The following is a 26,703-nucleotide window of genomic DNA, read 5'->3' on the forward strand; positions in this document are numbered from 1 at the left end:
TGCCAAGGAGAGTGCGCCATCAAAGCGTCCAGCAGTCCTCATGCCGTAGAGCTCCGCGGCATCACCAAACGGTTCCCCGGCGTCGTGGCCAACCACGACATCGACATCACGGTGAGCCGAGGTACCGTCCATGCCCTCGTCGGTGAGAACGGTGCCGGTAAGTCCACCCTGATGAAGATCCTCTACGGGATGCAGAAGCCGGACGAGGGCACCATCTCGGTGGATGGTGAACTGGTTTCGTTCGGCAGCCCGGGCGACGCCATCGGCCGCGGCATCGGCATGGTGCATCAGCACTTCATGCTCGCCGATTACCTCACGGTCCTCGAGAACGTCGTTCTCGGCTCCGAGAAGCTGCACGGCATCGGAGACAGGGCGCGGGCGAAGATCAAGGAGATCTCCGACGCGTACGGCCTGGGTGTCCGTCCCGATGCGGTCGTCGAGGACCTCGGCGTCGCAGACCGCCAGCGGGTGGAGATCCTCAAGGTCCTCTACCGAGGCGCCCGCACCCTGATCCTCGACGAGCCCACGGCGGTGCTCGTGCCGCAGGAGGTCGACGCCCTTTTCGACAACCTGCGCGAGCTGAAGGCCGAGGGCCTCACGGTCATCTTCATCTCCCACAAGCTGGGCGAGGTGCTGTCGGTCGCCGACGAGATCACCGTGATCCGCCGAGGAACGACGGTGGGCACGGCCGACCCCGCGCGCACCACCAGCAAGCAGCTGGCGGAGCTGATGGTGGGCAGCGAACTCCCCTCCCCCGAGACCCGGGAGTCCACCGTCACCGACACCCCGATGCTGACGGTGGAAGACCTGCGGCTGACGGCGACCGACCCCGACGGGGTGGTGCGGGCCGTGCTCGACGGCATCACCTTCACGATCCACAAGGGCGAAGTGCTCGGAATCGCAGGTGTCGAGGGCAACGGTCAGTCCGAACTCGTCGACGCCATCATGGGCATGCGTACCCTCGATACCGGTTCGCTCACGCTCGACGGCTCCGACATCTCGGGGGCGGCGACCCGAAAGCGCCGCGAGGACGGCATGGCCGTCATCCCCGAGGACCGGCACCGGCACGGCCTGCTCCTGGACGCACCGCTCTGGGAGAACCGCATGCTGGGCCACGTCACCGAAAAGCCCAACAGCAAGGGTGCCTTCCTCGACCTCAAGGCGGCGCGCGCCGACACCGAGAGGATCGTGCGCGAGTACGACGTCCGTACCCCCGGCATCGAGGTCACCGCGGCCTCGCTCTCCGGCGGCAACCAGCAGAAGCTGATCGTCGGCCGGGAGATGAGCCACCACCCCAAACTGCTGATCGCCGCACACCCCACGCGAGGTGTCGACGTCGGTGCGCAGGCGCAGATCTGGGACCAGATCCGCGAAGCGCGTCACGAAGGCCTCGCCGTCCTGCTGATCTCCGCCGACCTGGACGAGCTCATCGGTCTCTCCGACACGCTGCGCGTCATGTACCGCGGCATGCTCGTGGCCGACGCCGACCCGGCGACCGTCACCCCCGAGGAGCTCGGCTCCGCGATGACCGGAGCTGCTGCCGGCCACCTGGAATCTCAGGGCGGCACGGGCGGCGAGGGCTCCGGAGCGGACAGCTCCGAAAGCGACCCCCGGCACGGGGGAGAGGACCGATGAAGAAGTTCGACAAGGAGCGGCTGCTCCTGGGGATCGCCGCCCCCCTGCTCGCGATCGTGGTCGCGTTCCTGGTCACCGCTCTGGTGCTCGCCGCCACCGGCAAGGAACCGTTCAGCGCATTCGGCATCATGTTCGACTACGGACTGAAGTCGGACAGCCAGGTCTACATCCTCAACAAGGGGACGACCTACTACCTCGCAGGTCTCGCGGTCGCCATCGGCTTCCGTATGAACCTCTTCAACATCGGAGTCGACGGCCAGTACCGCCTTGCCGCCTTCTTCGCCGCCGCACTCGGTGGCGCGCTGACGCTGCCGGGCGCCCTCCAGATCCCGCTGATCATCCTCACCGCGATGATCGTGGGTGCGATGTGGGCCGGAATCGCCGGCCTCCTGAAGGTCACCCGGGGAGTCAGCGAGGTCGTCTCGACGATCATGCTGAACTCCATCGCCACGGCGATCATCGGCTACCTTCTCCAGCAGGGCCGTCTGGGGCACCTCGACAAGGCGGGTACGAAGGTATCCACCACCCCGATTCCCGAGTCCTCACACTTCTTCGAGTTCCCGACCACACCGACACCCGTCTGGGGCTTCATCGTCGTCGCGGTCATCGCGGGACTGGCCTACTGGTTCACGCTCGGCCGCACTCGTTTCGGCTTCGACCTCCGTACGGTCGGACAGTCCGGTTCAGCCGCCGAGGCCAGCGGTGTCGACGTCAAGAAGATGGTCGTCACCTCCATGCTGATCTCCGGCGGAATGGCCGGCCTGATCGGCATGCCGACGCTGCTCAACGACAGCTACGAGTACAGCGGCGACTTCCCGGTCGGCATCGGCTTCACCGGGATCGCCATCGCGCTCCTCGGCCGCAACCACCCCATCGGCATCGCGCTCGGCGCGCTGCTCTGGGGCTTCCTGGAGCGCGGCACCGGCAAGCTCGAGTTCGAGGGCTACGACAAGGAGATCGTCGGCGTCATCCAGGGCGTCATCGTCCTCTGTGTCGTCATCGCCTACGAGGTCGTCCGCCGGTACGGACTCAAGCGTCAGCAGAGCAGGGTCGGCGCGGAACTCGCCGCCAAGGCCGCACGTAACTCCGATCAGCAGGAGGTGTCGGCGTGAGCGCCACGGCGACTTCCACCCCGCCGCCCGCGGCCCCCGGGATCTCCGGCGGCAAGGGCGGCCGCACCCGCTTCAGTCTTCCCGTCATCCTGCTGATCATCGCGGGTGCCCTGCTCGCGCTGTCCGCCGTGCGGTCCATCACCGGGGCACAGGACGTCACCTCGGCCGGCCAGATCAGCGCGGCGCTCGCGATGGCCGTGCCGATCGGTCTCGCCGGTCTCGGCGGCCTCTGGTCCGAACGGGCCGGCGTGGTCAACATCGGTCTCGAGGGGATGATGATCCTGGGCACCTTCTTCGGCGCCTGGGCCGGCTGGCAGACCGACCCCTGGATCGGTGTCCTGGCGGGTGTCGTGGGCGGCATGCTCGGTGGTCTGCTGCACGCGTTCGCGACCGTCACGTTCGGTGTGGACCACATCATTTCCGGTATCGCCATCAACATCCTGGCGCTCGGCTTCACGACCTACTTCGCCAAGCTCTGGTTCAACACCGGTGATGCGGCGGAGAAGGGCGGCAGTCCCAAACAGTCGCCGCCCGCCGACAGCATCACCCAGTTCACGGTCCCCGGCCTCTCCGACTGGCTGCACTCGGTCGAACTGCACCACTGGTTCTTCGTCTCCGACGTCGCGGGCATCCTCGGGGGACTCGTCACCCACGTCTCGCTGCTGACCCTGGTGGCTGCAGGACTCTTCGTCGGCACCTTCTTCGTCCTGTGGAGGACCGCCTTCGGCCTGCGCCTGCGCTCCTGCGGGGAGAACCCGGTCGCAGCGGAGTCCCTCGGGGTGAACGTCTACCGCTACAAGTACATCGCCGTGATCGTCTCCGGTGGTCTGGCCGGTCTCGGTGGAGCCTTTCTCTCCCTGGTCACCTCGCACATCTACAACGAGGGACAGACCGGCGGCCGCGGCTACATCGGTCTCGCCGCGATGATCTTCGGTAACTGGCGGCCCGGCGGGCTCGCCATGGGCGCCGGGCTGTTCGGCTTCGCCGACGCCCTCCAGCTGCGCAACGGTGGTGAGTCCGTGCACGCGCTGCTCCTGCTGCTCGTGGTGATGCTGGCCGTCCTCGCGGGCTGGAAGCTCTACCGCAAGCGCTTCGTTCCCGGTGTCATCAGCGCGGTCATCGCTGCCGCAGTGCTGGTCTGGTACCTCTCCACCGACACGGTGCCCACCGAGTTCGTCAGTGCCACCCCGTACGTCGTCACCCTCCTCGTGCTGTCCCTCTCCGCGCAGCGCCTGCGCATGCCGAAGGCTGACGGCATGCGCTACCGGAAGGGGCAGGGCAAGTGACCGCCCCCGTGCCCGTCGACTGGGAGAAGCTGCGCGAGGCCGCCCGGGACGCGATGTCCCGGGCGTACGCCCCGTACTCGGGCTACCCGGTCGGTGCGGCCGCCCTCGTCGACGACGGGCGCGTGCTCACCGGGTGCAACGTCGAGAACGCCTCGTACGGCATCGGCCTGTGCGCCGAGTGCGGGCTGGTCTCGCAGCTGGCCGCCACGGGCGGTGGCCGGCTGACCCACTTCACCTGCGTGGACGGCGCGGGCGCGGTCCTCGTGCCGTGCGGGCGGTGCCGTCAGCTGCTGTACGAGTTCGGCGGGCCCGGGCTCGTGCTGGAGACCCCGGACGGCCTCCGCACGCTCGACGCGATGCTGCCGCAGGCGTTCGGGCGGCAGCACCTGGGGTAGCGGCCCCGCCGCCGCACCGCCCCCGGCGGGCCCGACCGGCCCGCCGGGGGACCGGTGCGGCGGAACGTTTCCTCTCTATGCGCGTAGAGTCAACGGGACTCTCGCCTACCCCTCCGGCCGGAAGGACTCCCCTCCCATGGACGCCATCTCCGTCATCCGCACCAAGCGGGACCGGGGCGAGCTCAGCCCCGAGCAGATCGACTGGGTCATCGACGCGTACACGCGCGGCGAGGTCGCCGACGAGCAGATGTCCGCGCTGGCCATGGCGATCCTGCTGAACGGCATGAACCGCACCGAGATCGCCCGCTGGACCGCCGCGATGATCGCCTCCGGCGAGCGGATGGACTTCGGCGCGCTCTCCCGCCCCACCACCGACAAGCACTCCACGGGCGGCGTCGGCGACAAGATCACCCTGCCGCTCGCCCCGCTGGTCGCCGCCTGCGGCGCGGCCGTGCCCCAGCTCAGCGGCAGGGGCCTCGGCCACACCGGCGGCACCCTCGACAAGCTGGAGTCCGTCCCCGGCTGGCGCGCCCACCTCTCCAACGCGGAGATGCTCGACGTCCTGGACACCACCGGCGCCGTGATCTGCGCGGCGGGCGACGGCCTCGCCCCCGCAGACAAGAAGCTGTACGCGCTGCGCGACGTCACCGGCACCGTCGAGGCGATCCCGCTCATCGCCAGCTCGATCATGTCCAAGAAGATCGCCGAGGGGACCGGGGCGCTCGTCCTGGACGTGAAGGTCGGCTCCGGCGCCTTCATGAAGACCATCGAGGACGCCCGCGAACTGGCCTCCACCATGGTCGCGCTGGGCACCGACAGCGGCGTGCGCACGGTCGCCCTGCTCACCGACATGGCGACCCCGCTCGGCCTGACCGCGGGCAACGCCCTGGAGGTCCGCGAGTCCGTCGAGGTCCTCGCCGGCGGCGGCCCGCAGGACGTCGTCGACCTGACCCTGGCGCTCGCCCGCGAGATGCTGGACGCGGCCGGGCTCAAGGACGCCGACCCGGAGAAGGCCCTGGCCGACGGCTCCGCCATGGACGTCTGGCGCCGGATGATCGCGGCCCAGGGCGGCGACCCGGACGCGGAACTCCCCGTCGCCCGCGAGCAGCACGTGATCAGCGCCCCGTCCTCCGGTGTGCTGACCCGGCTGGACGCCTACGACGTCGGCGTCGCCGCCTGGCGCCTCGGCGCGGGCCGCGCCCGCAAGGAGGACCCGGTGCAGGCGGGCGCGGGTGTCGAACTGCACGCCAAGCCGGGCGACACGGTGGCCGAGGGCCAGCCGCTGATGACCCTGCACACGGACACCCCGGAGAAGTTCGCGTACGCCCTGAAGGCGCTGCCCGGCTCCTACGACATCGCCCCGGCCGGGACCCCCTTCACCGCCACCCCGGTGGTGCGGGAACGTATCGCCTGACCTGCGGCTTTTCCTTGCGCGCGAACGGGACCGGTGGCCACCGCCGGTCCCGTTCGGTATGCCGGACCCGGTGACGCACCGGGAGGCCGGGACCGCCGCGGGCACACGCACCGCCGGTCCCGGGCCGGGGCCACGGTCAGGAATGTCTCCTCCCTGTACGCGGCACCGAGCGACGGCACCCGCCGGCTGCCGGCGGCGGTCGAGCAGGGCGAGACGCCGACGCTGCCGAAGCCGTCCGGGCTCGTCCGGACACCTGGATGTGCCCGGTCGGCCGGGACACACGGCGCACCGGGCCGATGAGTTCCGGTCGTTCCACCGGTCTCCCTCGTGTGGACGCCACGACTCCGAACGCTCTCGTCGTCACCGGCCGGGTCACCCGCGCCGACGTGCCGGAACTCTGCGCCGGGCTGGAGGCACTGCTGGCCGCTGCCCCCGGGCAGCCCGGCGCCGCGGTCGTCGACTGCGACGTGTCCGGGGTGGTGCGCCCCGACCTCACCGTGGTCGAGGCGCTGGCGCGCCTGTCGCTGATCGCACGCAGAGCGGGCGGCCGCCGCCTCAGACTGCGCGGCACGCGCCCCGAACTCGCTTCGCTGCTCGACCTGGTGGGGCTCAGCGAGGTGCTCGGCCCGGCCGACGAGGAGGTGCGGCGGACACCGGACTGAACGCCGCCCACCGGCTGCGCGGACGGCCGCGGGGTCCGGGGCGTTCGAGGAATCCCGCACCGCCCGTGGACCGCGTCCGGCCGCCTACTGCGGTGCGTACGCCTCGATCTCCAGGACGCGGGAGTGGTCGCCGCTGTTCGACGCGGACACGAGGACGCGGACGGAGTCCGCCGTGACCGCGTCGAAGCGGGCCACAGTCCTGGCGGCTCGTCAGCGTTCCCTGCCGCGGCGGGCCGTGGGGCGCAGGGCGGGGGCCCGGCCGCCGCGCGTGCGACGACCGGGCCCCTCCCGCCGCCGCGGGCTCACGTCGCGTCGGCCTCCAGGTGGTCCGGCAGCCCGAACAGCGGGAACCAGCGCGGGGTGTCCAGGAAGCAGTGCATCCCGGTGATCGCGCCGTCCGCGATGTCGATGATCTGCACCGCCCACGGCACGAAGCCCGGCCCGTCCGGATTCGGCTTGTAGTGCGCGAAGGCCGGGGTCCCGTTGGCCTCCGTCGCCACCAGCCGGGAACCGGCGCAGCCCGCGCCGATGCTGAGCATGAAGCCGGTGATGTCGTCGTGTCCCCGGAGCCAGAGGTCGAACGGCGGCATCGTCATCACGGCGTCCTCGTGGAGCAGCGCCGTCAGGGCCGCCATGTCGTACCCCTCGAAGGCCGCGACGTAGCGGTCCAGCAGCTTGCGCTGCTCGTCGTCCAGCGGGTTCGCGGTGTCCGGGGCGGTGCCCTCCGTGTCCGACAGCGTCGCCCGGGCCCGCTGCAGGGCGCTGTTGACCGAGGCGACCGAGGTGTCGAGCAGCTCGGCGACCTCGCTCGCCCGCCAGGCCAGCACCTCGCGCAGGATCAGCACCGCCCGCTGCTTGGGCGGCAGGTGCTGGAGCGCCGCGACGAACGCCAGGCGCACCGACTCGCGGGCCACGGCCGCCTCCGCCGGGTCGGCCACCGAGGGCAGGATGCGGCCGTCCGGCATCGGCTCCAGCCAGGTGTTCTCGGGGAGGGGGTTCAGAGCGGCCTGGGCCAGCGGGGTGGGACCGGTCAGGTCCACCGGCCTGGCCCGCTTCTTGCCGGCGTTCAGCATGTCCAGGCAGACGTTCGTCGCGATGCGGTACAGCCAGGAGCGCAGGGACGAACGGCCCTCGAACGAGTCGAAGTTGCGCCAGGCGCGGACCAGCGTGTCCTGGACCGCGTCCTCCGCCTCGAAGGCCGAGCCGAGCATCCGGTAGCAGTAACCGGTCAGCTCGACCCGGTGTCCTTCGAGACGACTGTCGAGGTCCGTCGTCGCTGTCAGATCACTCATCGCTCCACCCCTGTTGCCCTGTGACACCGCTCTCCCGGCACTGTGGAAGCTACCGCAGGGCACCGACACCAGGGGTGGGAAGCGGGAAACCGCGGCTCAGGTGCCGGGCTTGCGCCCGTAGACGTGGACGTCGTCGCCGTTCTTCAGGAGGTTCCAGTACGCCTTCGCGTCCGCCGGACGCATGTTGACGCAGCCCGCCGATCCCGGGTTGTTGTACACGGACTTGGTGACCGAGTGGAACGCCTCCCCGCCGTCGAAGAACTGGGCGTACGGCATGCTGACGTCGTAGAGCGTCGACCAGTGGTCGATGTTGCGCCAGTAGATCTTCTTGGCGCCGGTCCGGGTCTCGTCACCGTTGCGCCCGGTGCGCACGGGCACCGGGCCGAACTTCAGCTTGGCCCCGTCCTGGATCCAGCTCAGCTGCCTGGTCAGGTCGACACAGGCGATGCGCCCCTTGTTGGTGGGGCACTTCTTCGCCTTGTTCGGGGTCTTGCCCGCGGCCTTCTGCGCGGTGATGGTCTTCATCGTGCGCCAGGTGACCGGCCCCGCGTACCCGATGGCCGGGGTGATGCCCTTGTCGGTCTGGAACGAGCGGATCGCCTTGCAGTCGGCCGCCGACTGCCGTCCGTCGGCGGTGCGCTTCAGGTACTTCTCGACCTGCTTCTGGTACGGCCCGGCGGACGCCGTGCAGGACGCCGCCTGTGCGGCCGTCCCCGTGCCCAGGACCAGGGCCGGAGCGGCGACCAGGGCGGCGACGGACAGGACGGCACCGCGCCGCGCCCGTACGCCTGATGTCTTCTCCATGATTCTCATGTACGCCTGCTCCCCTTCGCGTTCGTCCAGCGGTGTGTCTCCGCTTGTTGGACGTGCGAGGGGGAGCGGCGGTTGTGCCGGGCAGGTCTCAGTTGTGCACCGGTGCCGGGGACCCGGCCCCGAGCCGCTGCGTGCGGGCCGCCCGGGTCCCGTACAGGGTGATCGACAGGACGCCGAGGACCGCGAGGACGCCCAGCGCGACCGTGCCCGCCCAGCCGCCGGCGTGGAAGGCGACGGCGCCGAGCGCGCCGCCCGCGCTGGAGCCCAGGTAGTAAGCGGACTGGTACAGCGCCGACGCCTGGGCGCGGCCCGACGTCGCCGTACGGCTCACCGAGGACGAGGCGACCGCGTGCCCCGCGAAGAAGCCCGCCGTGATGAGGACGAGGCCCGCCAGGACGGCCGCCAGCTGCTCGGCCAGGGACAGCAGCAGACCCGCCGCCGTCGTGGAGACGGCCAGGTAGAGCGCGCCCCGGCGGCCCAGCCTGGCGACCAGCCTGCCCGCGGCGGCGGAGGAGGCCGTGCCGACGAGGTAGACCAGGAAGACCGAGCCGACGATGCCCTGCGGGAGGCCGAACGGCTCGTCGACGAGCCGGTAGCCGATCACCGTGTAGACGGCGCCGAACACCGTCATGAACAGGGCGCCGATGGCGTACAGACGGCGCAGCAGCGGGTCGGACAGGTGGCCCGTGACGGTCTTCGCCAGCGCCCTCGGGTCGAGCGAGGAGGCGCTGAAGTGCCGGGCCGCCGGGATCAGGAAGTGGAAGGCCACGGCGCAGGCCACGGCCAGCAGCCCGATCGCGCCGAGCGCCGCGCGCCAGCCCCACAGCTGGGCTACCCACCCGGCGAGGATGCGCCCGCTCATCCCGCCGATGCTGTTGCCCGCCACGAACAGCCCGATCGCGCCCACCAGCGCCTTGGGCCGCACCTCCTCGGCCAGGTAGGCCATCGCGGAGGCGGGCAGCCCGGCGAGTGCCGCGCCCTGGACGGCGCGCAGCGCGATCAGCCACCCGATCGACGGGGCGAAGGGCACGAGGAGCCCGATCACCACCGCGACCGCCAGGGAGGCGGTCATCATCTGGCGCCGCCCGAAGCGCTCGGAGAGCGCGCTCAGCGGCAGGACGCAGAGCGCCAGCGCACCGGTCGCCGCCGAGACCGTCCAGCTCGCCTGGCCGGCCGTCGCGCCGAAGGACGCGGAGATCGCGGGCAGCAGGGCCTGGGTCGAGTAGAGGAGGGCGAACGTCGCGACCCCCGCCGCGAAGAGCGCGAAGCTCATCCGGCGGTAGCCGGGGCCGCCGGGTGCGAGGCGGTCCCGGACGGTCGGGGAAGCGGCGGCGGATGACGGGACTGCGGCGTCCAGCACGACGGTGGACGCCCCGGTACTGGCAGGAGGCATGCACCGAACGTAGACCTGCCGGTTTCATGCGTCCAATGCATGAAAGCCCCATAATCGTTCCCATGGTGCATCAACGCAGCTCACCGCAGTGGCTGTCATCGAGCGGTCACGAAGAAGACATCCGCGCCGTGCTCGCGCCCCGCCTCGCCCACTTCGAGGCGGTGGCCCGCCACGAGCACGTCACCCGCGCCGCGCAGGAGCTCGGGATCCCGCAGTCGACGCTGTCGCGGGCCATGGTGAGGCTCGAACAGGACCTGGGGGTCGCCCTGTTCGCCCGCCGGGGCCGCACCGTCTCGCTCACCCCCGCCGGCCGCACCTTCCTCGGCTCCGCCGAACGCGCCCTGGCCGAGGTGGAGAAGGCGGCCGAATCGGTCCGCGCCGACGCCGACCCCACCGCCGGGAAGGTCGCCTTCGGTTTCCTGCACACCCTGGGGTCCGAGACCGTGCCCGCCCTGATCCGCGCCTTCCGCACCGACCATCCCAAGGTCCGTTTCCAGCTCGTCCAGAACTACGGCGAGGCGATGATCGAACGCCTGCGTGCGGGCGGCCTCGACCTCTGTCTGACCTCTCCCGTGCCCGACGCCCCGGACCTCGTCGCCCGGCGCCTGGACGAGCAGCGGCTGCGCCTGGTCGTCCCCGACGACCACCGGCTGGCCCGCCGCCGGCGCGTCCGCCTCGCCGAGGCCGAGGACGAGACGTTCGTCACCCTCGAACCCGGCTACGGGCTGCGGCGGATCACCGACGACCTCTGCGCCGAGGCCGGCTTCACCCCCCGGGTCGCGTTCGAGGGCGAGGAGGCGGAGACGCTGCGCGGCCTGGTCGCGGCCGGGCTCGGGGTGGCGCTGCTGCCGCCGCCCGCCGTCGCCCGGCCGGGCGTGGTCGAGCTGACGGTGACCGCGCCGCGCGCGGTCCGGGAGATCGGGGTCGCCTGGCTCGACGGGCACCCCGACACCCCGCCGGTGGCCGCCTTCAAACGCTTCCTGCTGTCCCGCCGGGGCGGGCTGCTGCCCGACTGACCTCGCCCCCGCGGCTCGGTGCGGCGGCTCAGGGCCGCGGGTCGCTGCCGCAGCTCAGGGCCGCGGGTCAGTGCCGCAGCGACCGCCCGAACCCGGCCGCGAGCGGCATCCGCAGCCCCAGCGGCGGCGGGGCCGCGAACGCGTCGGCGACCGGCCGGGCGTACGGCCGGGCGAACAGCGAACCCCGGACGAAGTCCGCGGCCAGCGCCACCACTTCGGCACGGTGCTGGCGCAGCGCGTGCCCGTCCGAGTGGACCTCGAAGCGGCAGGTGTGCCGGTTGGCCTTCTTGGCCCGCTCGGCCAGCCGGTAGGAGAGCTCCGGGTCCGTCCGGGCGTCGTTCGTGCCGTGCACGATCAGCACCCGGCGCCCCGCCAGGTGCTTCACCGGTTCCGGCTCCGTGTCGTCCGGGAGCCAGGGAGCCATCGACAGCACGGAGTTGACCGCGCTGTGCCCGGCACCCCGCAGGGCCGCCAGGCCCCCCGTGCCGTGCCCGGCGAGGCACACCGGAACGTCGCCGTAGCGCCGTACGACCTCGTCGGCCGCCCCGTGGGCACCGGCCGCCGGATCCGGCTCGGCGTCCCGGCCCCGGGAGCCGGGGCGCACGAGGTGCACCGCGAGCCCGTCCTCCTGCCCGCCGCGGGCCAGGGCCCGGGCGAACGGCAGCTGCGCCGCGTACCGGAGGGCCGAGGGGCGGCGCCGGGAGGCGGCCTCGCCGTCCGGGAGCAGCAGGACGACGCCGCTGACCTCGGGTGCTGCTCCGGCCGTGAGGACGGCCCGTCCCAGCCTGGCGGCAGGCAGGGGAAGTGCGCGCTGTGCCATGACAGAACAGTCTCAGAAGGGCAGGTGTATTCCACCTGGCTTCGCGGTCACTGTTACGCATCGGCGCCCCGCGCTCTACGCGCGTAGGCGTTACAGTGCCCCCATGACGAGCCAGCCCCTGAACGTCCCCGGTCCCGACCAGATCCGCCGCGCGCCCAAGGTGCTCCTGCACGACCACCTCGACGGCGGACTGCGCCCCGGCACGATCGTCGAGCTGGCCCGCGCGCAGGGCTACGACGCCCTGCCCGAGACCGAGCCCGACAAGCTCGGGGTCTGGTTCCGCGAGGCCGCCGACTCCGGTTCGCTGGAGCGCTACCTGGAGACGTTCGCGCACACCTGCGCGGTCATGCAGACCAGGGAGGCGCTGTTCCGGGTGGCCGCGGAGTGCGCCGAGGACCTCGCCGAGGACGGGGTCGTCTACGCCGAGGTGCGTTACGCGCCCGAGCAGCACCTCACCGCGGGGCTCACCCTCGAAGAGGTCGTCGAGGCGGTCGAGGAGGGGTTCCGCGAGGGCGAGCGGCGGGCCCGTGCGAACGGCCACCGCATCCGGGTCGGCGCGCTCCTCACCGCGATGCGGCACGCCGCCCGCGCCCTGGAGATCGCCGAGCTGGCCAACCGCTACCGCGGCCGGGGCGTGGTGGGCTTCGACATCGCCGGCGCCGAGGCGGGCTACCCTCCCACCCGCCACCTGGACGCCTTCGAGTACCTCAAGCGCGAGAACAACCACTTCACGATCCACGCGGGCGAGGCCTTCGGGCTGCCGTCGATCTGGCAGGCCCTGCAGTGGTGCGGCGCGGACCGGCTCGGCCACGGCGTCCGCATCATCGACGACATCGAGATCGCCGATGACGGCACCGTCACGCTGGGCCGCCTCGCCTCGTACGTCCGCGACAAGCGCATCCCGCTGGAGCTCTGCCCGACCTCCAACCTCCAGACCGGTGCGGCCGCCTCCTACGCCGAGCACCCCATCGGGCTGCTGCGGAAGCTGCATTTCCGCGCCACCGTGAACACGGACAACCGGCTGATGAGCGGGACGAGCATGAGTGAGGAATTCGAGCGGCTGGTCGACACATTCGGATACACGCTCGACGACATGCAGTGGTTCACCGTCAATGCGATGAAATCCGCGTTCATTCCTTTCGATGAACGTCTGGCGATGATCAACGATGTCGTGAAGCCCGGATACGCGGAGCTGAAATCCGAGTGGCTCTTCCGGCAGACCGCTGTGACCAGCGGATCCTCGTCGTTCGCCGGCTGATCGAGGCCCTCGGGAAAACGGCCGGGAGCAGGGGCTCCCGGCCGTTTCGCATGTCCCGGCATGTTTGCGGGAGAGGCGAGCTGCTGACTAACTTGCAGAGCCGCTCACATCCCCTTCCCCAAGGATGACATTCACATGAAGCAGACTGCTGTCAGGACCCTCGGCGTCGTCGCTCTCGGTGCCGCCTTCGCCGCCGCCGGCGCGGGCAGCGCCTCCGCCGTCGCCGTGCCCGTCGACGCCCTCGCCGGTGCCCTGCCCGCCGGTGTCGCGCTCGACTCCGTCACCGACGCGCTGCCCGCCGTGCAGAAGACGGCCGGCGGCCTGCTCGACCAGCAGCAGCGCGGCGGCAGCGACCTCTCGGCGCCCGGCACCAACCTGCTCGGCGGCATGCCCGCCGGCGGCCTGAGCGGCGCCCTGCCGATCGGCGGCTGACCTCCCGCACCACGCCCGTGGGGCGCACACCCGGACCGGGTGTGCGCCCCACGCGTCTTTCCCCCGTCCGCCCGGCGCTCACCAGGCCGTCGTGGACGTGCTCCGCTCCGAGGGCAGCAGGATCCACAGCGCCAGGTAGAGCAGGCACTGGGGGCCGGGCAGCAGGCACGACACCAGGAAGACGACACGCATCGTCCGTGCCGAGGTGCCGAAGCGCCGTGCCAGCGCCGCGCACACTCCACCGAGCATGCGTCCTTCACGGGGGCGGGCGAGTGCGGACATGGTGGGCTCCTTCACGAACCGTTCCGGGGAGCAGCTCCGTCGTGCTCCGGTGTCTCCACAGTGCCGCGTCGCAGGGGTGCGGGGCATCCCCCTACGGAGCGACACCGACCCTGGTCATCGTCCGGGTCGTCCCCTGAGGGCTCTCGGCCCGCGCCGACCGGACGCCGTACCCGGGCCGGTACAGATCGCCGGCCCCCGCACGGTTGCCCCGGCGCAGCCGGGACCGTGAGAGCGGGACGACCAGCAGATGGGCCACCGCCACGCCCGCGGTGTTCAGCAGCAGCGAGTCGACGTCCACGACCTGGCCCGGCACCCCCGTCTGCCCGAGCTCGATGGCCATGGAGATCAGCGCCCCGGCCGCGACCGTACGGGCCAGCGAGGCCCACGGGGACACCAGCAGCCTGCCGCCGGCCATGGGCAGCAGCACGCCCAGCGGGGCCAGGAGCAGGAGTCCCTCACCGATGCGTCTCGCTGCCTCGGCCGGACCCAGGGCCAGGTCCGCCCTGATCCCCGCGAACGGACGGAGGTTCGCGGCCGTCATCCAGGGCACGTCCAGCGGGCGCAGCGTCAGCCAGCCGACGAACAGCAGATGCACGAGGAGGAGGAGTACCCCCGCCGCGCGGAAGCGGATGACGGCCCGGCCGTCCGAACTGTGACGCACGTCCACCAAGACGCCACGAACGGCAGGATCGGTTCCGCGCGCTCCCCGGAAGGCTCTGTGACGCGAGGCACGGCCCGCCGGAGCGCCCCGGGACGGTGGCGGCGGCGCCCTCCGGCCACCGCCGCGGCGGACCTCAGGACAGCTGGACCGCGCCCAGGGTCGGCACCTCGTCCGGCCGGCTCTTCGTCTCCGAGGTGCACAGATACCCGCGCGGGGCGTACTTCCCCGGCCCGCCCAGCAGGACCGAGCCCCCGGAGCCGAGGGCCTCGCTGTCCGCGTACGAGCACACGATCTGCGCGAGCGCCTCGGCCGGCAGGTCCTCCGGCTGTTCGCTGAGCCGCAGCGTCCCCTCCGGATCCCCCTCACGGGCCCCGTCCACCTGCAGCTCCGCCGGCACGTCGGTGGAGAGACCGGCCCGCCGCTCGTCGGCGTCCGGATCCCGCCGGAGCTCTCCCAGTAGCGCCCGCGCGACCGGGAGCGCGCCGGACCGCGCGCCGTCGAGCCCGACCGTGCGCTCCACCGTCACCAGCTGCGAGGCGCACACCAGGTAGATCCGCACCGCGACGCTCTCCGGCGGCACGGTGGCCCGCGCCGGAGTCGTCCGGCACGGCATCCTGGACGGGGCGGCCCCGGCGTCCACCGGGACCGAGGTGCTGCGGATCCCGCAGCCCGCGGCCAGCGCCGCACCCGCCACCATGGCGGCCAGCGCGGTCACCGCCCGGCGCACGCGCCGCACCCGGCGGCTCCCACGCGGCGCGCCGTACGTCCGCTCGCTGCGCCTCACGTCGTGCCGCCCTTCTCGTCACGGTCCGGGTCGTCCGACCCCGGGGCGCCGGTCAGCCCCTCCGCGTCGCGCGGGAGCCGCAGCACGAACACCGCGCCCGCGCCGTCCGGCAGGTTCGACGCCGTGATGTCGCCGCCGTGGATGTGCGCGTTCTCCACCGCGATGGACAGGCCGAGCCCGCTGCCGTCCGAGCGCGGGCGGGAGGCACTCGCCTTGTAGAAGCGGTCGAACACATGGGGCAGGACGTCCTCGGGGATCCCCGGGCCGTGGTCGCGCACCTCGACGACCAGCTCGTCCTCGTCGGTCCGCACGGACACCCGCACCGGCGAACCGCCGTGCTTGAGCGCGTTGCCGATCAGGTTCGCCAGGATCACGTCGAGCCGGCGCGGATCCAGCCGCACCATGATGCCGCGCTCCGCGTCCAGGTCGACCGCGTCCAGCCAGGCACGGGCGTCGATGCACGCGGTCACCTGGTCCGCGACGTCGACCGTGTCCAGGACCAGCCGCGCCGTACCCGCGTCGAAGCGGGTGACCTCCATGAGGTTCTCGACCAGGTCGTTGAGCCTCCGGGTCTCGCTCACCACCAGGTGGACGGCCGGAGCGATCATCGGGTCCAGGCTGTCCGCCTCGTCCTCCAGCACCTCGGCGACCGCCGTGATCGCGGTCAGCGGGGTGCGCAGCTCGTGCGACATGTCGGCGACGAAGCGGCGGCTCGACTCCTCCCGCGCGCTCATGTCCGCGACCTTCTTCTCCAGGGAGCTCGCGGCCTTGTTGAACGTGTGGGAGAGATCGGCCAGTTCATCGGTCCCGGACACCACGAGACGGGTGTCGAGCTTGCCCTCGCCGAGCTTGCGCGCCGCGTCGCCGAGCCGCTGCACCGGCCGCAGCACGGTCGTCGCCGCGGCCTGTGCGAGGAGCGCCGAGCCCACCAGCGCCAGCGCGGTCGCGATCCCCAGGGACCAGGCGAGCGAGCTGAGGTCCTCACGCTCCTGGTCCAGCGACTTCAGCATGTACCCGGCGGGACCACCGCCGATGATCTTCGTGCCCGCCACCAGGTACGGAGTTCCGCCCAGCGTCGTCCGCTGCCAGAACAGGTGGTACTCAAAGGTGTTGGCCGAGGTCAGCGGCAGCTTCTTGTTCACCTGCCGCTGCAGCGACGCGGGCACGTCGGCCTTGGTGAAGGAGTCCAGGTCGGAGGAACCGGTGACGGGCTTGCCGTCACGGCTGCCTATCAGCAGCACGTGGTACCCCTGGCCGCTGTTCGCCATCTGCTCGGCCGCGTCCCGCAGTTCCCCCGAGGCGGGCTCGACCGGCAGCGAGGCCGCCTGGGTCTGCATCTGCCGGCGGAAGTCCCCGAGCGCCGTGTCCTGCGTACGCGTCAGGACCGCCTCACGGTTCAGCCAGTACGCGATGCCCGACGCCGACACCGCCGCCGTCAGGGCCACCAGCACGAACACGATCAGCACCCGTACCCGCAGACTGGTCCAGCGAAGACCCGCGAGGACCGAACGCTTCGCGGCACCGCTCACTGAGGCGAGTCCAGCCGGTAGCCCACGCCCCGCACGGTGCGGATCAGCGTCGGCGAGGACGGCACGTCCTCCACCTTCGCCCGCAGCCGCTGCACACAGGCGTCCACCAGCCGGGAGTCGCCGAGGTAGTCGTGCTCCCACACCAGACGCAGCAACTGCTGGCGGGACAGGGCCTGTCCGGGCCGGCGGCTCAGTTCGAGCAGGAGCCGCAGCTCGGTCGGCGTGAGCTGCAGGTCCTCCCCGTTCTTGGTGACGGTCATCGCCGAACGGTCGATGACCACACTCCCGAACGTCGCCGAGTCCGTGGACTCCCGCTCCCCGCGGCGCAGCACCGCGCGGATACGGGCGTCCAGCACGCGGCCCTGCACGGGTTTCACGACGTAGTCGTCCGCGCCGGACTCCAGTCCCACCACGACGTCGATGTCGTCGCTGCGCGCGGTCAGCAGAATGATCGGCAGCTGGTCGGTGCGCCGGATCCGCCGGCAGACCTCGAAACCGTCGATCCCGGGCAGCATCACATCCAGCACGACCAGGTCCGGCCGCTGCTCCCGCAGCAGCTCCAGGCCGTCCTCTCCCGTCGCCGCGGTGGCCACACGGTGGCCCTGGCGTGACAGCGAGAGTTCGAGGGCCGTGCGGATGGCGTCGTCGTCCTCGATCAGCAACAGGAAAGGCACGGGGGCCATTCTGGCCCATGGTGGTGCCACGTTTCGACAATCCCCCCGACTTGATCGGCCGACATGCCCTGTGACAGCTCTGTGACAGTCGGGGGACAGCGCCATGAAATCGCCCCGGCAAGCTCATTGGCACACGGAACGAACGGACACCACCGATGGGGGGCGCCAGATGATGAACGCACTGCACCACAGCACCTCAAGCGCAGTTGTCACACGCCTCCACGACATCGGGCGGAGTCCGGAGAAGTCCGGCGCCGCAGTGCGGGGGAGAGTCTGCGGGGCCGTACGTCCGCACCCGTCGTACCTGACGAGGGCCGACGCGCCCACCGGGGACGACGGGCGGAGCGCGCACGGGGAGGGCCCGGGGGACCGGTCGCTCCCGGACCGGGCGGAGGACGCCGAAGCCGCGTTCACCGCCTACGTCCAGGAGCGCCGTGCCTCCCTGTACGCGACCGCCTACCACCTGACCGGTGACCGGTACGAGGCCGAGGACCTGCTGCAGAGCGCCCTCTTCTCGACGTACCGGGCCTGGGACCGGATCAGCGACAAGGCCGCGGTCGGCGGATACCTCCGCCGGACCATGACCAACCTGCACATCAGCGCGTGGCGCAGGCGCAAGCTGAACGAATACCCGACCGAGGAGCTGCCGGAGACGGTCGGCGACACGGACGCGATGCGGGGCACGGAACTGCGGGCGGTGCTCTGGCAGGCGCTCGCGCGGCTGCCCGAACTCCAGCGCACGATGCTGGTCCTGCGCTACTACGAGGGCCGCACGGACCCGGAGATCGCGTCCATCCTCGACATCAGTGTCGGCACGGTGAAGTCGAGCATCTGGCGGTCCCTCCGCCGGCTGCGCGAGGACGAGGTCCTCAGCTTCGGCCGTGACGAGGAGGAGTCCTTCGGCGAGCTGGTGGCCTGAGGTCTACGGGGGGAACGGGGAACGGGGGAAACGGGGGGATCACGGGGGAACGGCCGCTGCCTCGGGGGAGGCGGCGGTACGGGGGAAGCACGCAGCGGGGGTGGCCGGGCCGGGGGGTCCTGACCGCCCCCGCCGCGCGTTCCCCGGGCCGTGCCGCGGCCCGGACCTCAGTTCGGCACCCGGCTCCGCGGGGCCCGGCAGCGTCCCGCCGCCGCGGCGGCGAGCCGGCCCAGGGCCTCGGCCTTGCCGCAGGGGTGCGCGCCCAGTGCCGTCTGGCGGGCCACGATGCCCCGCTCGGCCCGCATCAGCCGCCATCCGCGGCGCAGCAGGAACGGCACCGACTTCCGCCCCTCGCGCAGGTCCCGCAGCAGCCGCCGGCGGAACGTCGTCATCGGCCGGCCACGCAGGCACAGCGCGTCCGCGAGCAGTCCCAGCTCCTGGCAGCGCTCCACGATGTCCGCCGCGAAGATGCCCTCCGCGACGAACAGGGGCGTGCGCTCGATGTCGAGCGTCTCCCGGCCGGTCCGCGCGCTCGTGGCGAGGTCGTACAGGGGGACGGTGGTGCGCCCGCCCGCGCACAGCTCCGCCACGGCCGCGACGGCGCCGTCGGCGTCCCAGGACAGGGCCGAGTCCCAGTCGATGTCCGCGCTGCCGGTGACCCGGGGCAGTGTCGGATCGTTTCCCTCCTTGTAGAAGTCGTCCAGGCGCAGCACCGGGAGACCGCTGCGGGCCGCGAGGGAGGACTTGCCGGAGCCGGACGGACCGGAGAGCAGCACGACGCGCGTGGGAATCGGTTGGGAATTCACAGAACAGAAGTGTGAGGCATTGACCCGCGTAGCGGATCCCCGGGAGGTCCTGTTGGTATCCAGCATCACACCTCAACTACTCTGCGCGCACGGATGATTACCCGACACGTCCCGATCAGGTGGGAAAACATGGCACGTCATGCACTGTCCAAGCCCCGGAACCGCACCCTGCTGCGCGCCGGTCTGACCCTCACCGCGCTGGGCGCGGCCATCGGCGCGGGAGGCACGGCGGCGCAGGCCGCGCCGCTGCCCGCCCCGGCCGCGACCGGCGCGGACACCGCGGACGGCACGCTCGCAGCGGTCCGCGAGACGGCGGCGCCCGCGCTGACCAGCGCGCTCGGCTACGGGCTCGTGGGTGCGGTCAAGCCGGTCACCGACCTGCAGCTCGATCCGCTGGCCGGGACGGGCGTGGACCCGCTGGACAACGCGGTGGGCACCCAGGTCGCCGACTTCAAGCCGGTGACCACGGCGCTCGTCACCGACCCGCTGACCAGCGGTGCCGCGCTCGGCGATCTGCCCGTGGTGGGCGAGGTGACCGGTCTGGTCACCGGCTGAGCCGGCCGCGCACGGCTGCGGCGCCGCCCGCGTGGACGGCGCCGCACCCGGCCCGGGCTCAGTAGGAGGAGCCGGAGGCCCCCAGGGCGCCCGTCGGGTGCCAGACCGTCTTGGTCTCCAGGAAGGCCGTCAGGCGCCGGGTGCCGGGGTCGGCGGACCAGTCCTCCTCGTCCACACCCTGTGGACGGGAGCGCGCGACGCGCTTCAGGTTGTCCGCGGCGGCGGCCTCCAGCTCCGCGGCCAGAGCGGCGTCCGCCCCGGTGAGGTCGATGGCGTTGACGTCCTGGTGCGAGGCGAGGGGCGCGGCGAGCTCCGCGGTCCGGTCCGACAGGATGTTCACCACTCCGCCCGGCAGGTCCGACGTCGCCAGCACCTCGCCCAGGGAGAGCGCGGGCAGGGGCGCGTCGGCCGAGGCGACGACGACCGCGGTGTTCCCCGCGGCGATCACCGGAGCGATCACCGAGACGAGGCCGAGGAACGACGACCGCTGCGGAGCCAGCACCGCGACCACGCCCGTCGGCTCCGGGGTGGAGAGGTTGAAGAACGGGCCCGCGACCGGGTTGGCCCCGCCCACGACCTGGCCGATCTTGTCCGTCCAGCCCGCGTACCAGACCCAGCGGTCGACCGCCGCGTCCACGACCGCCGCGGCCTTGGACTTCGACAGCCCCTCGGCGTCCGACACCTCGCGGACGAACTGGTCCCGGCGGCCCTCCAGCATCTCCGCGACGCGGTAGAGGACCTGCCCGCGGTTGTACGCGGTCGCGCCCGACCAGCGGCCGAACGCCTTGCGCGCGGCCACGACCGCGTCACGGGCGTCCTTGCGGGAGGACTGCGGGGCGTTGCCCAGCCACCTGCCCTTCGAGTCCTTCACCTCGTACACCCGGCCGCTCTCGGAGCGGGGGAACGCGCCCCCGACGTACAGCTTGTAGGTCTTGAAGACGCTGATTCGCCCGTCAGACATCGAGGTAGGCCTCCAGACCGTGACGGCCGCCCTCGCGGCCGAAGCCCGACTCCTTGTATCCGCCGAACGGCGAGGTCGGGTCGAACTTGTTGAACGTGTTGGCCCACACCACACCGGCGCGGAGCTTGCTCGCCACCGCGAGGATGCGGGAGCCCTTCTCCGACCAGATGCCCGCCGAGAGGCCGTACTGGCTGTTGTTGGCCTTGGCGACGGCCTCGTCCGGCGTGCGGAAGGTCAGCACCGACAGCACCGGTCCGAAGATCTCGTCGCGGGCGACGGTGTGCGCCTGGGTGACCCCGGTGAAGAGCGTCGGGGCGAACCAGTACCCCGAGGACGGCAGCTCGCAGGGCGCGGACCAGCGCTCGGCGCCCTCCGCCTCGCCGGTCTCGACGAGCGCGCCGATCCGGGCGAGCTGCTCCGCGGAGTTGATCGCGCCGATGTCGGTGTTCTTGTCCAGCGGATCGCCCAGCCGGAGCGTGGACAGCCGGCGCTTGAGCGCGTGCAGCACCTCGTCGTGCACGGACTCCTGCACGAGGAGCCGCGAGCCGGCGCAGCAGACCTGCCCCTGGTTGAAGAAGATCCCGGTGACGATGCCCTCGACGGCCTGGTCGACCGGCGCGTCGTCGAAGACGATGTTCGCGCCCTTGCCGCCCAGTTCGAGGGTGGCCTTCTTGTCCGTGCCGGCGATCTGCCGGGCGATGGCCTTGCCCACGGCGGTCGACCCGGTGAAGGCGACCTTGTTCACGTCGGGGTGCGCGACGAGCGCCTCGCCCGCGTCGCCGTACCCGGTGAGGATGTTGACGACGCCCTTCGGCAGACCGGCCTGCCGGCAGACGTCCGCGAAGAACAGCGCCGACAGCGGTGTCGTCTCCGCGGGCTTCAGCACCACGGTGTTGCCGGTGGCGAGCGCCGGGGCGATCTTCCAGGCCAGCATCAGCAGCGGGAAGTTCCACGGGATGATCTGGCCCGCCACCCCGAGCGGCCGGGGGTCCGCGCCGTAGCCCGCGTGGCCGAGCTTGTCGGCCCAGCCCGCGTAGTAGAAGAAGTGCGCGGCGACCAGCGGGAGGTCCGCGTCGCGGGTCTCCCGGATCGGCTTGCCGTTGTCCAGGGTCTCCAGGACGGCCAGCTCGCGCGAGCGCTCCTGGATGATCCTGGCGATCCGGAAGAGGTACTTGGCGCGTTCGGAGCCGGGCAGCGCCGACCACTTCTCGAACGCCCTGCGGGCCGCCTTCACGGCCCGGTCCACGTCCTCGGCGCCCGCCCGCGCGACCTCGGAGAGCACCTCCTCGGTGGACGGGCTGACCGTCTTGAAGACCTTGCCGTCGGCCGCCTCGGCGAACTCGCCGTCGATGAAGAGGCCGTAGGAGGGGGCGATGTCGACGACGGAGCGGGACTCCGGTGCCGGTGCGTAGTCGAAAGCAGATGCCATGGGGATCAGTCCACCGTCACGTAATCGGGGCCGGAGTAACGGCCGGTGCTGAGCTTCTGGCGCTGCATCAGCAGGTCGTTCAGCAGGCTGGAGGCGCCGAAGCGGAACCAGTGGTTGTCCAGCCAGTCCTCGCCCGCGGTCTCGTTGACCAGGACGAGGAACTTCACCGCGTCCTTGGAGGTGCGGATGCCGCCCGCGGGCTTCACGCCGATCTGCACGCCCGTCCGCTCCCGGAAGTCGCGCACGGCCTCCAGCATGAGCAGGGTGTTCGCCGGGGTCGCGTTGGTGCCGACCTTGCCGGTCGACGTCTTGATGAAGTCGGCCCCCGCCAGCATCCCGAGCCAGGAGGCCCGCCGGATGTTGTCGTACGTGGAGAGCTCGCCGGTCTCGAAGATCACCTTCAGGCGTGCGGAGCCGCACTCGGCCTTCACGGCGACGATCTCCTCGTACACCTTGAGGTAGCGGCCGGAGAGGAAGGCGCCGCGGTCGATCACCATGTCGATCTCGTCGGCCCCGGCCGCCACGGCGTCGCGGACGTCCGCGAGCTTGACGTCCAGCGCGGCACGCCCGGCGGGGAAGGCCGTCGCGACGGACGCGACCTTCACCCCGGAGCCGGCCAGCGCGGCGACGGCGGTCGCCGCCATGTCGGGATAGACGCAGACGGCGGCGGTGCGCGGAGCCGTGCGGTCGGTGGGGTCGGGGTGGACCGCCTTGGCGGCCAGAGCCCGGACCTTGCCCGGGGTGTCCGCGCCTTCCAGCGTCGTCAGGTCGATCATCGAGATGGCGAGATCGATGGCGTACGCCTTGGCGGTGGTCTTGATCGAACGGGTGCCGAGGGAGGCGGCGCGCGCTTCGAGGCCGACGGTGTCGACGCCGGGCAGCCCGTGCAGGAAGCGGCGCAGCGCACTGTCGGACGCCGTCGCGTCGGCGAAGGGGGCGCCTCCCGGCCCGGACGGAGCCGAGGGCTCGGGAGAGGGTGCAGTGGTGGGCATGGTCACCACCTGAGCATATCTACGCGCGTAGCGACCTGTACAGGGCCCCACCTGTTCCGGGCCTTCCCCGGGCGGGGCACGGCCCCTCCGCGCCCCCGGCGCCGCTTCAGGCAGAATCGGCACCATGACGAGCCCCACACCCCCCGCCGAGCCCGCCCACGCCGACCGGACCTACCGGTCGGGCGCCGGGCTGGTCGGCGGCGCCCTGCTGATCCTGCTGGTCGGCTGGATCGGCGGTGACGCGGTGGTCCAGGGCGAGGGACGGGTGCCGTGGCTGGCCCTGGCCGCGCTGCTGGCCCTGGTCCCGCTGATCGTGGCGTTCACGCTGCGGCCCGCGGTGTTCGCCGACGAGGAGCGGATCCGGATCCGCAACCCGTTCCGCACGGTCGTGCTGCCCTGGGCGGACGTGTCCACCGTGCGCGCCGCCTACTCCAGCGAGATCTTCACGCACGACGGCGCCAAGTACCAGCTCTGGGCGGTCCCCGTCTCGCTGCGCGAGCGCAAGCGCGCGGCCCGGAGGGCCTCGCAGCAGGCGCACGACGACCCCTACGGCCGGACCTCCGTGCACGCCGACGTCCGCGACTCCCAGGCCCGCACCGCCGCCGCCGACCAGGCGGTCGGCGACCTCAGGGAACTCGCCGAGCGGGCCGCCCGCAGCGAGGAGCGGGGCACGGCCACCGCGTCGGTCCGCTGGGCCTACGAGGTGATCGCGCCGGCCGTCGTCGGCCTGGTGCTGCTGGTGGTCCTGCTCGCGATCGGCTGACGAGGGCCGGCCGGGACCGGACCTGGCGGGACCGTACGGGCCGCACCGGACCGGGCGGGACCGGCCCGAGCAGGACCGGCCGGCCGCACCGACCAGGACGGGCCTCGGCCCCGGTGCCGGTACGGCCGGCCCCGGTGGGGGCCGGCCGTGCGCCGCGGGCGGTGCCGAAGGGCGCGCGCCGCCGTGGGCGGGCGGACCGTCAGATGCCCGCTGCCGCCGACAGGTCCCGCTTGACGGCGGCGAGCAGTTCCGCGGCCTGTGCGCGGGCCGCGGGGAGCGCGTCCCTGCCGGAGACCGGGACCACGACCTCCAGGTAGCACTTCAGCTTGGGCTCGGTGCCGCTCGGGCGGACGATGACCCGGGCGCCGGTGAGCCGGTAGCGCAGGCCGTCGGTGGGCGGCAGGGTGTCCGTGCCCAGCGAGAGGTCCTCCGCCGAGGTGACGGGGAGCCCGGCCAGGGCGGCCGGGGGTGTCTCGCGCAGGCGCCGCATGGCGTCCGCGATGACCGTCAGGTCCTCGACCCGGACCGACAGCTGGTCCGTGGCGTGCAGGCCGTGCCCGACCGCGAGGTCGTCGAGCAGGTCGAGCAGGGTGCGGCCCTTCTCCTTGAGCACGGAGACGAGTTCGGCGATCAGCAGGGCGGCCGTGATGCCGTCCTTGTCGCGCACCCCGTCCGGGTCCACGCAGTAGCCGAGCGCCTCCTCGTAGCCGTAGCGCAGTCCGTCGACGCGGGCGATCCACTTGAAGCCGGTCAGCGTCTCCTCGTGGCCGAGGCCGGCCGTCCCCGCGATGCGGCCGAGCAGTGAGGAGGACACGATCGACTCGGCGAACACGCCGGAGGCCCCCCGGTCGACCAGGTGGGCGGCCAGCAGTGCGCCCACCTCGTCGCCGCGCAGCATCCGCCAGCCGCCCCCGGCCGAGGGGTCGGGCACGGCGACGGCGCAGCGGTCGGCGTCCGGGTCGTTGGCGATGACGACGTCCGGTTCCGCCCGGCGCGCGGTCGCGAACGCGAGGTCCATCGCGCCGGGCTCCTCCGGATTGGGGAAGGCGACGGTGGGGAACGCCGGGTCGGGCTCCGCCTGTTCGGCCACGAGCACCGGCTCCGGGAACCCGGCCCGGGCGAAGGCGGCCGTCAGGACGGAGGTGCCGACCCCGTGCATCGCGGTGTACACGGTGCGCGCGGACCGGGGTGAGCGGGGGCTGAGGACGGCGTCCGTACGGGCCAGATAGGCGGCCAGGACCTCCTCGCCGAGCACCTCCCAGCCGGACTCCGGACGCGGCACGCCGGCGAGCGGGCCGACCGCCGCGATCGCGTCGGCGATCTCCGTGTCCGCCGGCGGCACGATCTGCGAGCCGTCGCCGAGGTAGACCTTGTAGCCGTTGTCCCGCGGCGGGTTGTGGCTGGCCGTGACCTCCACGCCCGCGACGGCCCCCAGGTGCCGCACGGCGAACGCGAGGACCGGAGTGGGCAGCGGGCGCGGCAGCACCGCGGCGCGCAGACCGGCACCGGTCATCACGGCCGCCGTGTCCCGGGCGAAGTCGGCCGACCGGTAGCGGGCGTCGTAGCCGATGACGACGAGTCCGCCGGACTCGCCCCGCGCCTTCAGGTACGCGGCGAGTCCGGCGGCGGCCCGGATCACGACCGCGCGGTTCATCCGCATCGGCCCGGCGCCGAGCTCCCCGCGCAGCCCCGCCGTGCCGAACTGGAGCGTGCCCGCGAAGCGGTCGGCGAGCGCGGTGAGGTCCTCGGCGTCGATGAGACCGGCGAGCTCCGCACGGGTCTCGGGGTCCGGGTCCTCGGCGAGCCAGGTCCTGGCTCGCGTCATGAGGTCCTGCTGCACGGTGTCCGCCTTTCTGCGGTGGGTGTCCGGTCGGTGGGTGGGGCGGCGGTGCTCAGACCCGGTCGAGCACCCGCGCCAGCAGCGCGCCCATCCGCGTCGCCGAGTCACGGCCCGCCTGGAGGACCTCCTCGTGGTTGAGGGGCTCGCCGCTCAGTCCCGCCGCGAGGTTCGTGACCAGGGAGATGCCCAGCACCTCGGCACCCGCCTCACGGGCCGCGATGGCCTCCAGGACGGTCGACATGCCGACCAGGTCGCCGCCCATGACGCGGACCATGTTGATCTCGGCCGGGGTCTCGTAGTGCGGGCCGGGGAACTGCACGTACACGCCCTCTTCGAGCGTGGGGTCGATCTCCCGGCAGAGCGCGCGCAGGCGCGGCGAGTACAGGTCGGTCAGGTCGACGAAGTTCGCGCCCACGATCGGCGACGCGGCCGTCAGGTTGATGTGGTCGCTGATGAGGACCGGCTGCCCGGGGCGCATGCCCTGGCGCAGACCGCCGCAGCCGTTCGTCAGGATGACGGTCTTGCAGCCCGCGGAGACGGCCGTGCGCACGCCGTGCGCGACCGCCGCGACACCGCGGCCCTCGTAGTAGTGCGTGCGGCCCAGGAAGACCAGGGCGCGCTTCTCGCCGATCCGGTACGAGCGGATCGTGCCGCCGTGCCCCTCCACCGCCGGGGCCGGGAAGCCGGGCAGCGCGGTGACCGGGAACTCGGCCTCCGGGGCGCCGAGCGCATCGCCCGCGGGGGCCCACCCGGAGCCCATCACGAGGGCGACGTCGTGGGTCTCGGCGCCGGTCAGCTCGCGCAGGCGGGCGGCGGCGTCTGCGGCGGCGGCGTGGGGGTCGCCCTGGATGTGGTCCGGAATAACAGATGCGTTCACGCGGACGAGGGTAACCGGTGATTCCCTACGCGCGTAGATGCGGCCGCGCAGAGCATGGCCGGTCCTCTTCGTGCTTTCGTACGAAATCGCCGTGCCGGGCGTG

The 26,703-nt window shown here is 72.3% G+C and carries 27 protein-coding genes; 12 read left to right on the plus strand and 15 right to left on the minus strand.

Annotated elements, in window-relative coordinates; genetic code table 11:
- Nucleotides 1-18 precede the first annotated feature (18 nt).
- From ABZ172_RS15105 to ABZ172_RS15130, 6 genes are all read left to right on the plus strand, one after another.
- Nucleotides 19-1,635 (plus strand): ABC transporter ATP-binding protein, encoded by a 1,617-nt coding sequence (locus ABZ172_RS15105; protein WP_356884190.1) that lies wholly within the window; start codon nt 19-21, stop codon nt 1,633-1,635.
- On the plus strand, nt 1,632-2,747 hold the full coding sequence (locus tag ABZ172_RS15110) for an ABC transporter permease (RefSeq protein WP_356883998.1): 1,116 nt from the start codon (nt 1,632-1,634) through the stop codon (nt 2,745-2,747). Before ABZ172_RS15105 ends, ABZ172_RS15110 begins: the two co-directional genes overlap by 4 nt.
- On the plus strand, nt 2,744-4,033 hold the full coding sequence (locus ABZ172_RS15115) for an ABC transporter permease (RefSeq protein ID WP_356884000.1): 1,290 nt from the start codon (nt 2,744-2,746) through the stop codon (nt 4,031-4,033). Before ABZ172_RS15110 ends, ABZ172_RS15115 begins: the two co-directional genes overlap by 4 nt.
- A complete protein-coding gene (locus ABZ172_RS15120) occupies nt 4,030-4,428 on the plus strand; it encodes a cytidine deaminase (protein WP_356884002.1) in 399 nt (132 codons plus the stop codon). Before ABZ172_RS15115 ends, ABZ172_RS15120 begins: the two co-directional genes overlap by 4 nt.
- 136 nt (nt 4,429-4,564) lie before the next feature.
- The gene (locus ABZ172_RS15125; protein ID WP_356884004.1) at nt 4,565-5,842 is read left to right on the plus strand and encodes a thymidine phosphorylase; all 1,278 of its coding nucleotides are present in this window, start codon (nt 4,565-4,567) and stop codon (nt 5,840-5,842) included.
- A 329-nt stretch (nt 5,843-6,171) separates the two neighbouring features.
- Nucleotides 6,172-6,504 carry an STAS domain-containing protein gene (locus tag ABZ172_RS15130; protein ID WP_356884006.1) on the plus strand — a complete coding sequence of 111 codons (333 nt, stop codon included), beginning with the start codon at nt 6,172-6,174 and terminating at the stop codon, nt 6,502-6,504.
- 302 nt (nt 6,505-6,806) lie between these two features.
- Here the strand turns inward: ABZ172_RS15130 and ABZ172_RS15135 are convergent, their stop codons facing one another.
- The 3 genes from ABZ172_RS15135 to ABZ172_RS15145 all read right to left on the minus strand — a co-directional run bounded on the left by ABZ172_RS15135 (nt 6,807) and on the right by ABZ172_RS15145 (nt 10,002).
- Nucleotides 6,807-7,796 (minus strand): sigma-70 family RNA polymerase sigma factor, encoded by a 990-nt coding sequence (locus ABZ172_RS15135; RefSeq protein ID WP_356884008.1) that lies wholly within the window; start codon nt 7,794-7,796, stop codon nt 6,807-6,809.
- A 96-nt stretch (nt 7,797-7,892) separates the two neighbouring features.
- Nucleotides 7,893-8,609: a L,D-transpeptidase gene (locus ABZ172_RS15140; RefSeq protein WP_356884010.1), complete on the minus strand. Its 717-nt coding sequence runs from the start codon at nt 8,607-8,609 to the stop codon at nt 7,893-7,895.
- 88 nt (nt 8,610-8,697) lie between these two features.
- Nucleotides 8,698-10,002, minus strand: coding sequence for an MFS transporter (locus ABZ172_RS15145; protein WP_356884012.1), 1,305 nt, complete (start codon nt 10,000-10,002; stop codon nt 8,698-8,700).
- Between the two features lie 62 nt (nt 10,003-10,064).
- On the opposite strand from ABZ172_RS15145, the gene ABZ172_RS15150 reads away from it, so the two are divergent.
- Nucleotides 10,065-11,018: a LysR family transcriptional regulator gene (locus ABZ172_RS15150; protein WP_356884014.1), complete on the plus strand. Its 954-nt coding sequence runs from the start codon at nt 10,065-10,067 to the stop codon at nt 11,016-11,018.
- 67 nt (nt 11,019-11,085) lie between these two features.
- Here the strand turns inward: ABZ172_RS15150 and ABZ172_RS15155 are convergent, their stop codons facing one another.
- Complete coding sequence (locus ABZ172_RS15155; RefSeq protein ID WP_356884016.1) at nt 11,086-11,838, minus strand: alpha/beta hydrolase; 753 nt, start codon at nt 11,836-11,838, stop codon at nt 11,086-11,088.
- 103 nt (nt 11,839-11,941) lie between these two features.
- Between ABZ172_RS15155 and ABZ172_RS15160 the strand changes: the two genes are divergently transcribed.
- Both ABZ172_RS15160 and ABZ172_RS15165 read left to right on the plus strand, forming a co-directional pair.
- Nucleotides 11,942-13,096, plus strand: coding sequence for an adenosine deaminase (locus tag ABZ172_RS15160; protein WP_356884018.1), 1,155 nt, complete (start codon nt 11,942-11,944; stop codon nt 13,094-13,096).
- A gap of 135 nt (nt 13,097-13,231) precedes the next feature.
- Entirely contained in the window at nt 13,232-13,528 is a 297-nt protein-coding gene (locus ABZ172_RS15165; RefSeq protein ID WP_356884020.1) for a hypothetical protein, read from the plus strand.
- 78 nt (nt 13,529-13,606) lie between these two features.
- Here ABZ172_RS15165 and ABZ172_RS15170 read toward each other — a convergent pair whose 3' ends face one another.
- From ABZ172_RS15170 to afsQ1, 5 genes are all read right to left on the minus strand, one after another.
- Nucleotides 13,607-13,810: a PspC domain-containing protein gene (locus ABZ172_RS15170; protein WP_356884022.1), complete on the minus strand. Its 204-nt coding sequence runs from the start codon at nt 13,808-13,810 to the stop codon at nt 13,607-13,609.
- 91 nt (nt 13,811-13,901) lie between these two features.
- Complete coding sequence (locus ABZ172_RS15175; protein WP_356884024.1) at nt 13,902-14,477, minus strand: VanZ family protein; 576 nt, start codon at nt 14,475-14,477, stop codon at nt 13,902-13,904.
- 127 nt (nt 14,478-14,604) lie between these two features.
- The gene (locus ABZ172_RS15180) at nt 14,605-15,255 is read right to left on the minus strand and encodes a hypothetical protein (RefSeq protein ID WP_356884026.1); all 651 of its coding nucleotides are present in this window, start codon (nt 15,253-15,255) and stop codon (nt 14,605-14,607) included.
- Nucleotides 15,252-16,784 (minus strand): HAMP domain-containing sensor histidine kinase, encoded by a 1,533-nt coding sequence (locus ABZ172_RS15185; protein WP_356884028.1) that lies wholly within the window; start codon nt 16,782-16,784, stop codon nt 15,252-15,254. Before ABZ172_RS15185 ends, ABZ172_RS15180 begins: the two co-directional genes overlap by 4 nt.
- Nucleotides 16,781-17,458, minus strand: a complete 678-nt coding sequence (gene afsQ1, locus ABZ172_RS15190) for a two-component system response regulator AfsQ1 (RefSeq protein WP_015578482.1) — start codon at nt 17,456-17,458, stop codon at nt 16,781-16,783. Before afsQ1 ends, ABZ172_RS15185 begins: the two co-directional genes overlap by 4 nt.
- A gap of 172 nt (nt 17,459-17,630) precedes the next feature.
- Here afsQ1 and ABZ172_RS15195 point away from each other — a divergent pair, with 172 nt between their 5' ends.
- Nucleotides 17,631-18,377, plus strand: coding sequence for a SigE family RNA polymerase sigma factor (locus ABZ172_RS15195; protein WP_356884192.1), 747 nt, complete (start codon nt 17,631-17,633; stop codon nt 18,375-18,377).
- A 167-nt stretch (nt 18,378-18,544) separates the two neighbouring features.
- Here ABZ172_RS15195 and ABZ172_RS15200 read toward each other — a convergent pair whose 3' ends face one another.
- A complete protein-coding gene (locus ABZ172_RS15200) occupies nt 18,545-19,249 on the minus strand; it encodes a uridine kinase (protein WP_356884030.1) in 705 nt (234 codons plus the stop codon).
- A gap of 63 nt (nt 19,250-19,312) precedes the next feature.
- Here ABZ172_RS15200 and ABZ172_RS15205 point away from each other — a divergent pair, with 63 nt between their 5' ends.
- Nucleotides 19,313-19,738, plus strand: a complete 426-nt coding sequence (locus ABZ172_RS15205) for a hypothetical protein (RefSeq protein WP_356884032.1) — start codon at nt 19,313-19,315, stop codon at nt 19,736-19,738.
- Nucleotides 19,739-19,796: 58 nt separating this feature from the next.
- On the opposite strand, the gene ABZ172_RS15210 is transcribed toward ABZ172_RS15205, so the two are convergent.
- From ABZ172_RS15210 to deoC, 3 genes are read right to left on the minus strand one after another with little or no spacing between them, the layout of a single operon-like run.
- On the minus strand, nt 19,797-20,699 hold the full coding sequence (locus ABZ172_RS15210; RefSeq protein WP_356884034.1) for an aldehyde dehydrogenase family protein: 903 nt from the start codon (nt 20,697-20,699) through the stop codon (nt 19,797-19,799).
- On the minus strand, nt 20,692-22,128 hold the full coding sequence (locus ABZ172_RS15215) for an aldehyde dehydrogenase family protein (protein ID WP_356884036.1): 1,437 nt from the start codon (nt 22,126-22,128) through the stop codon (nt 20,692-20,694). The genes ABZ172_RS15210 and ABZ172_RS15215 overlap by 8 nt, the downstream gene beginning before the upstream one ends.
- A gap of 5 nt (nt 22,129-22,133) precedes the next feature.
- Complete coding sequence (gene deoC / locus ABZ172_RS15220; RefSeq protein ID WP_356884039.1) at nt 22,134-23,120, minus strand: deoxyribose-phosphate aldolase; 987 nt, start codon at nt 23,118-23,120, stop codon at nt 22,134-22,136.
- Between the two features lie 124 nt (nt 23,121-23,244).
- Between deoC and ABZ172_RS15225 the strand changes: the two genes are divergently transcribed.
- Complete coding sequence (locus ABZ172_RS15225; protein ID WP_356884041.1) at nt 23,245-23,883, plus strand: PH domain-containing protein; 639 nt, start codon at nt 23,245-23,247, stop codon at nt 23,881-23,883.
- Between the two features lie 199 nt (nt 23,884-24,082).
- Here the strand turns inward: ABZ172_RS15225 and ABZ172_RS15230 are convergent, their stop codons facing one another.
- Complete coding sequence (locus ABZ172_RS15230; protein ID WP_356884043.1) at nt 24,083-25,723, minus strand: phospho-sugar mutase; 1,641 nt, start codon at nt 25,721-25,723, stop codon at nt 24,083-24,085.
- Nucleotides 25,724-25,775: 52 nt separating this feature from the next.
- Complete coding sequence (locus ABZ172_RS15235) at nt 25,776-26,600, minus strand: purine-nucleoside phosphorylase (protein ID WP_356884045.1); 825 nt, start codon at nt 26,598-26,600, stop codon at nt 25,776-25,778.
- Between the last annotated feature and the right edge of the window lie 103 nt (nt 26,601-26,703).

Origin of the sequence: Streptomyces sp. NPDC006296, from assembly GCF_040613235.1 — a bacterium.
GTDB lineage: Bacteria > Actinomycetota > Actinomycetes > Streptomycetales > Streptomycetaceae > Streptomyces.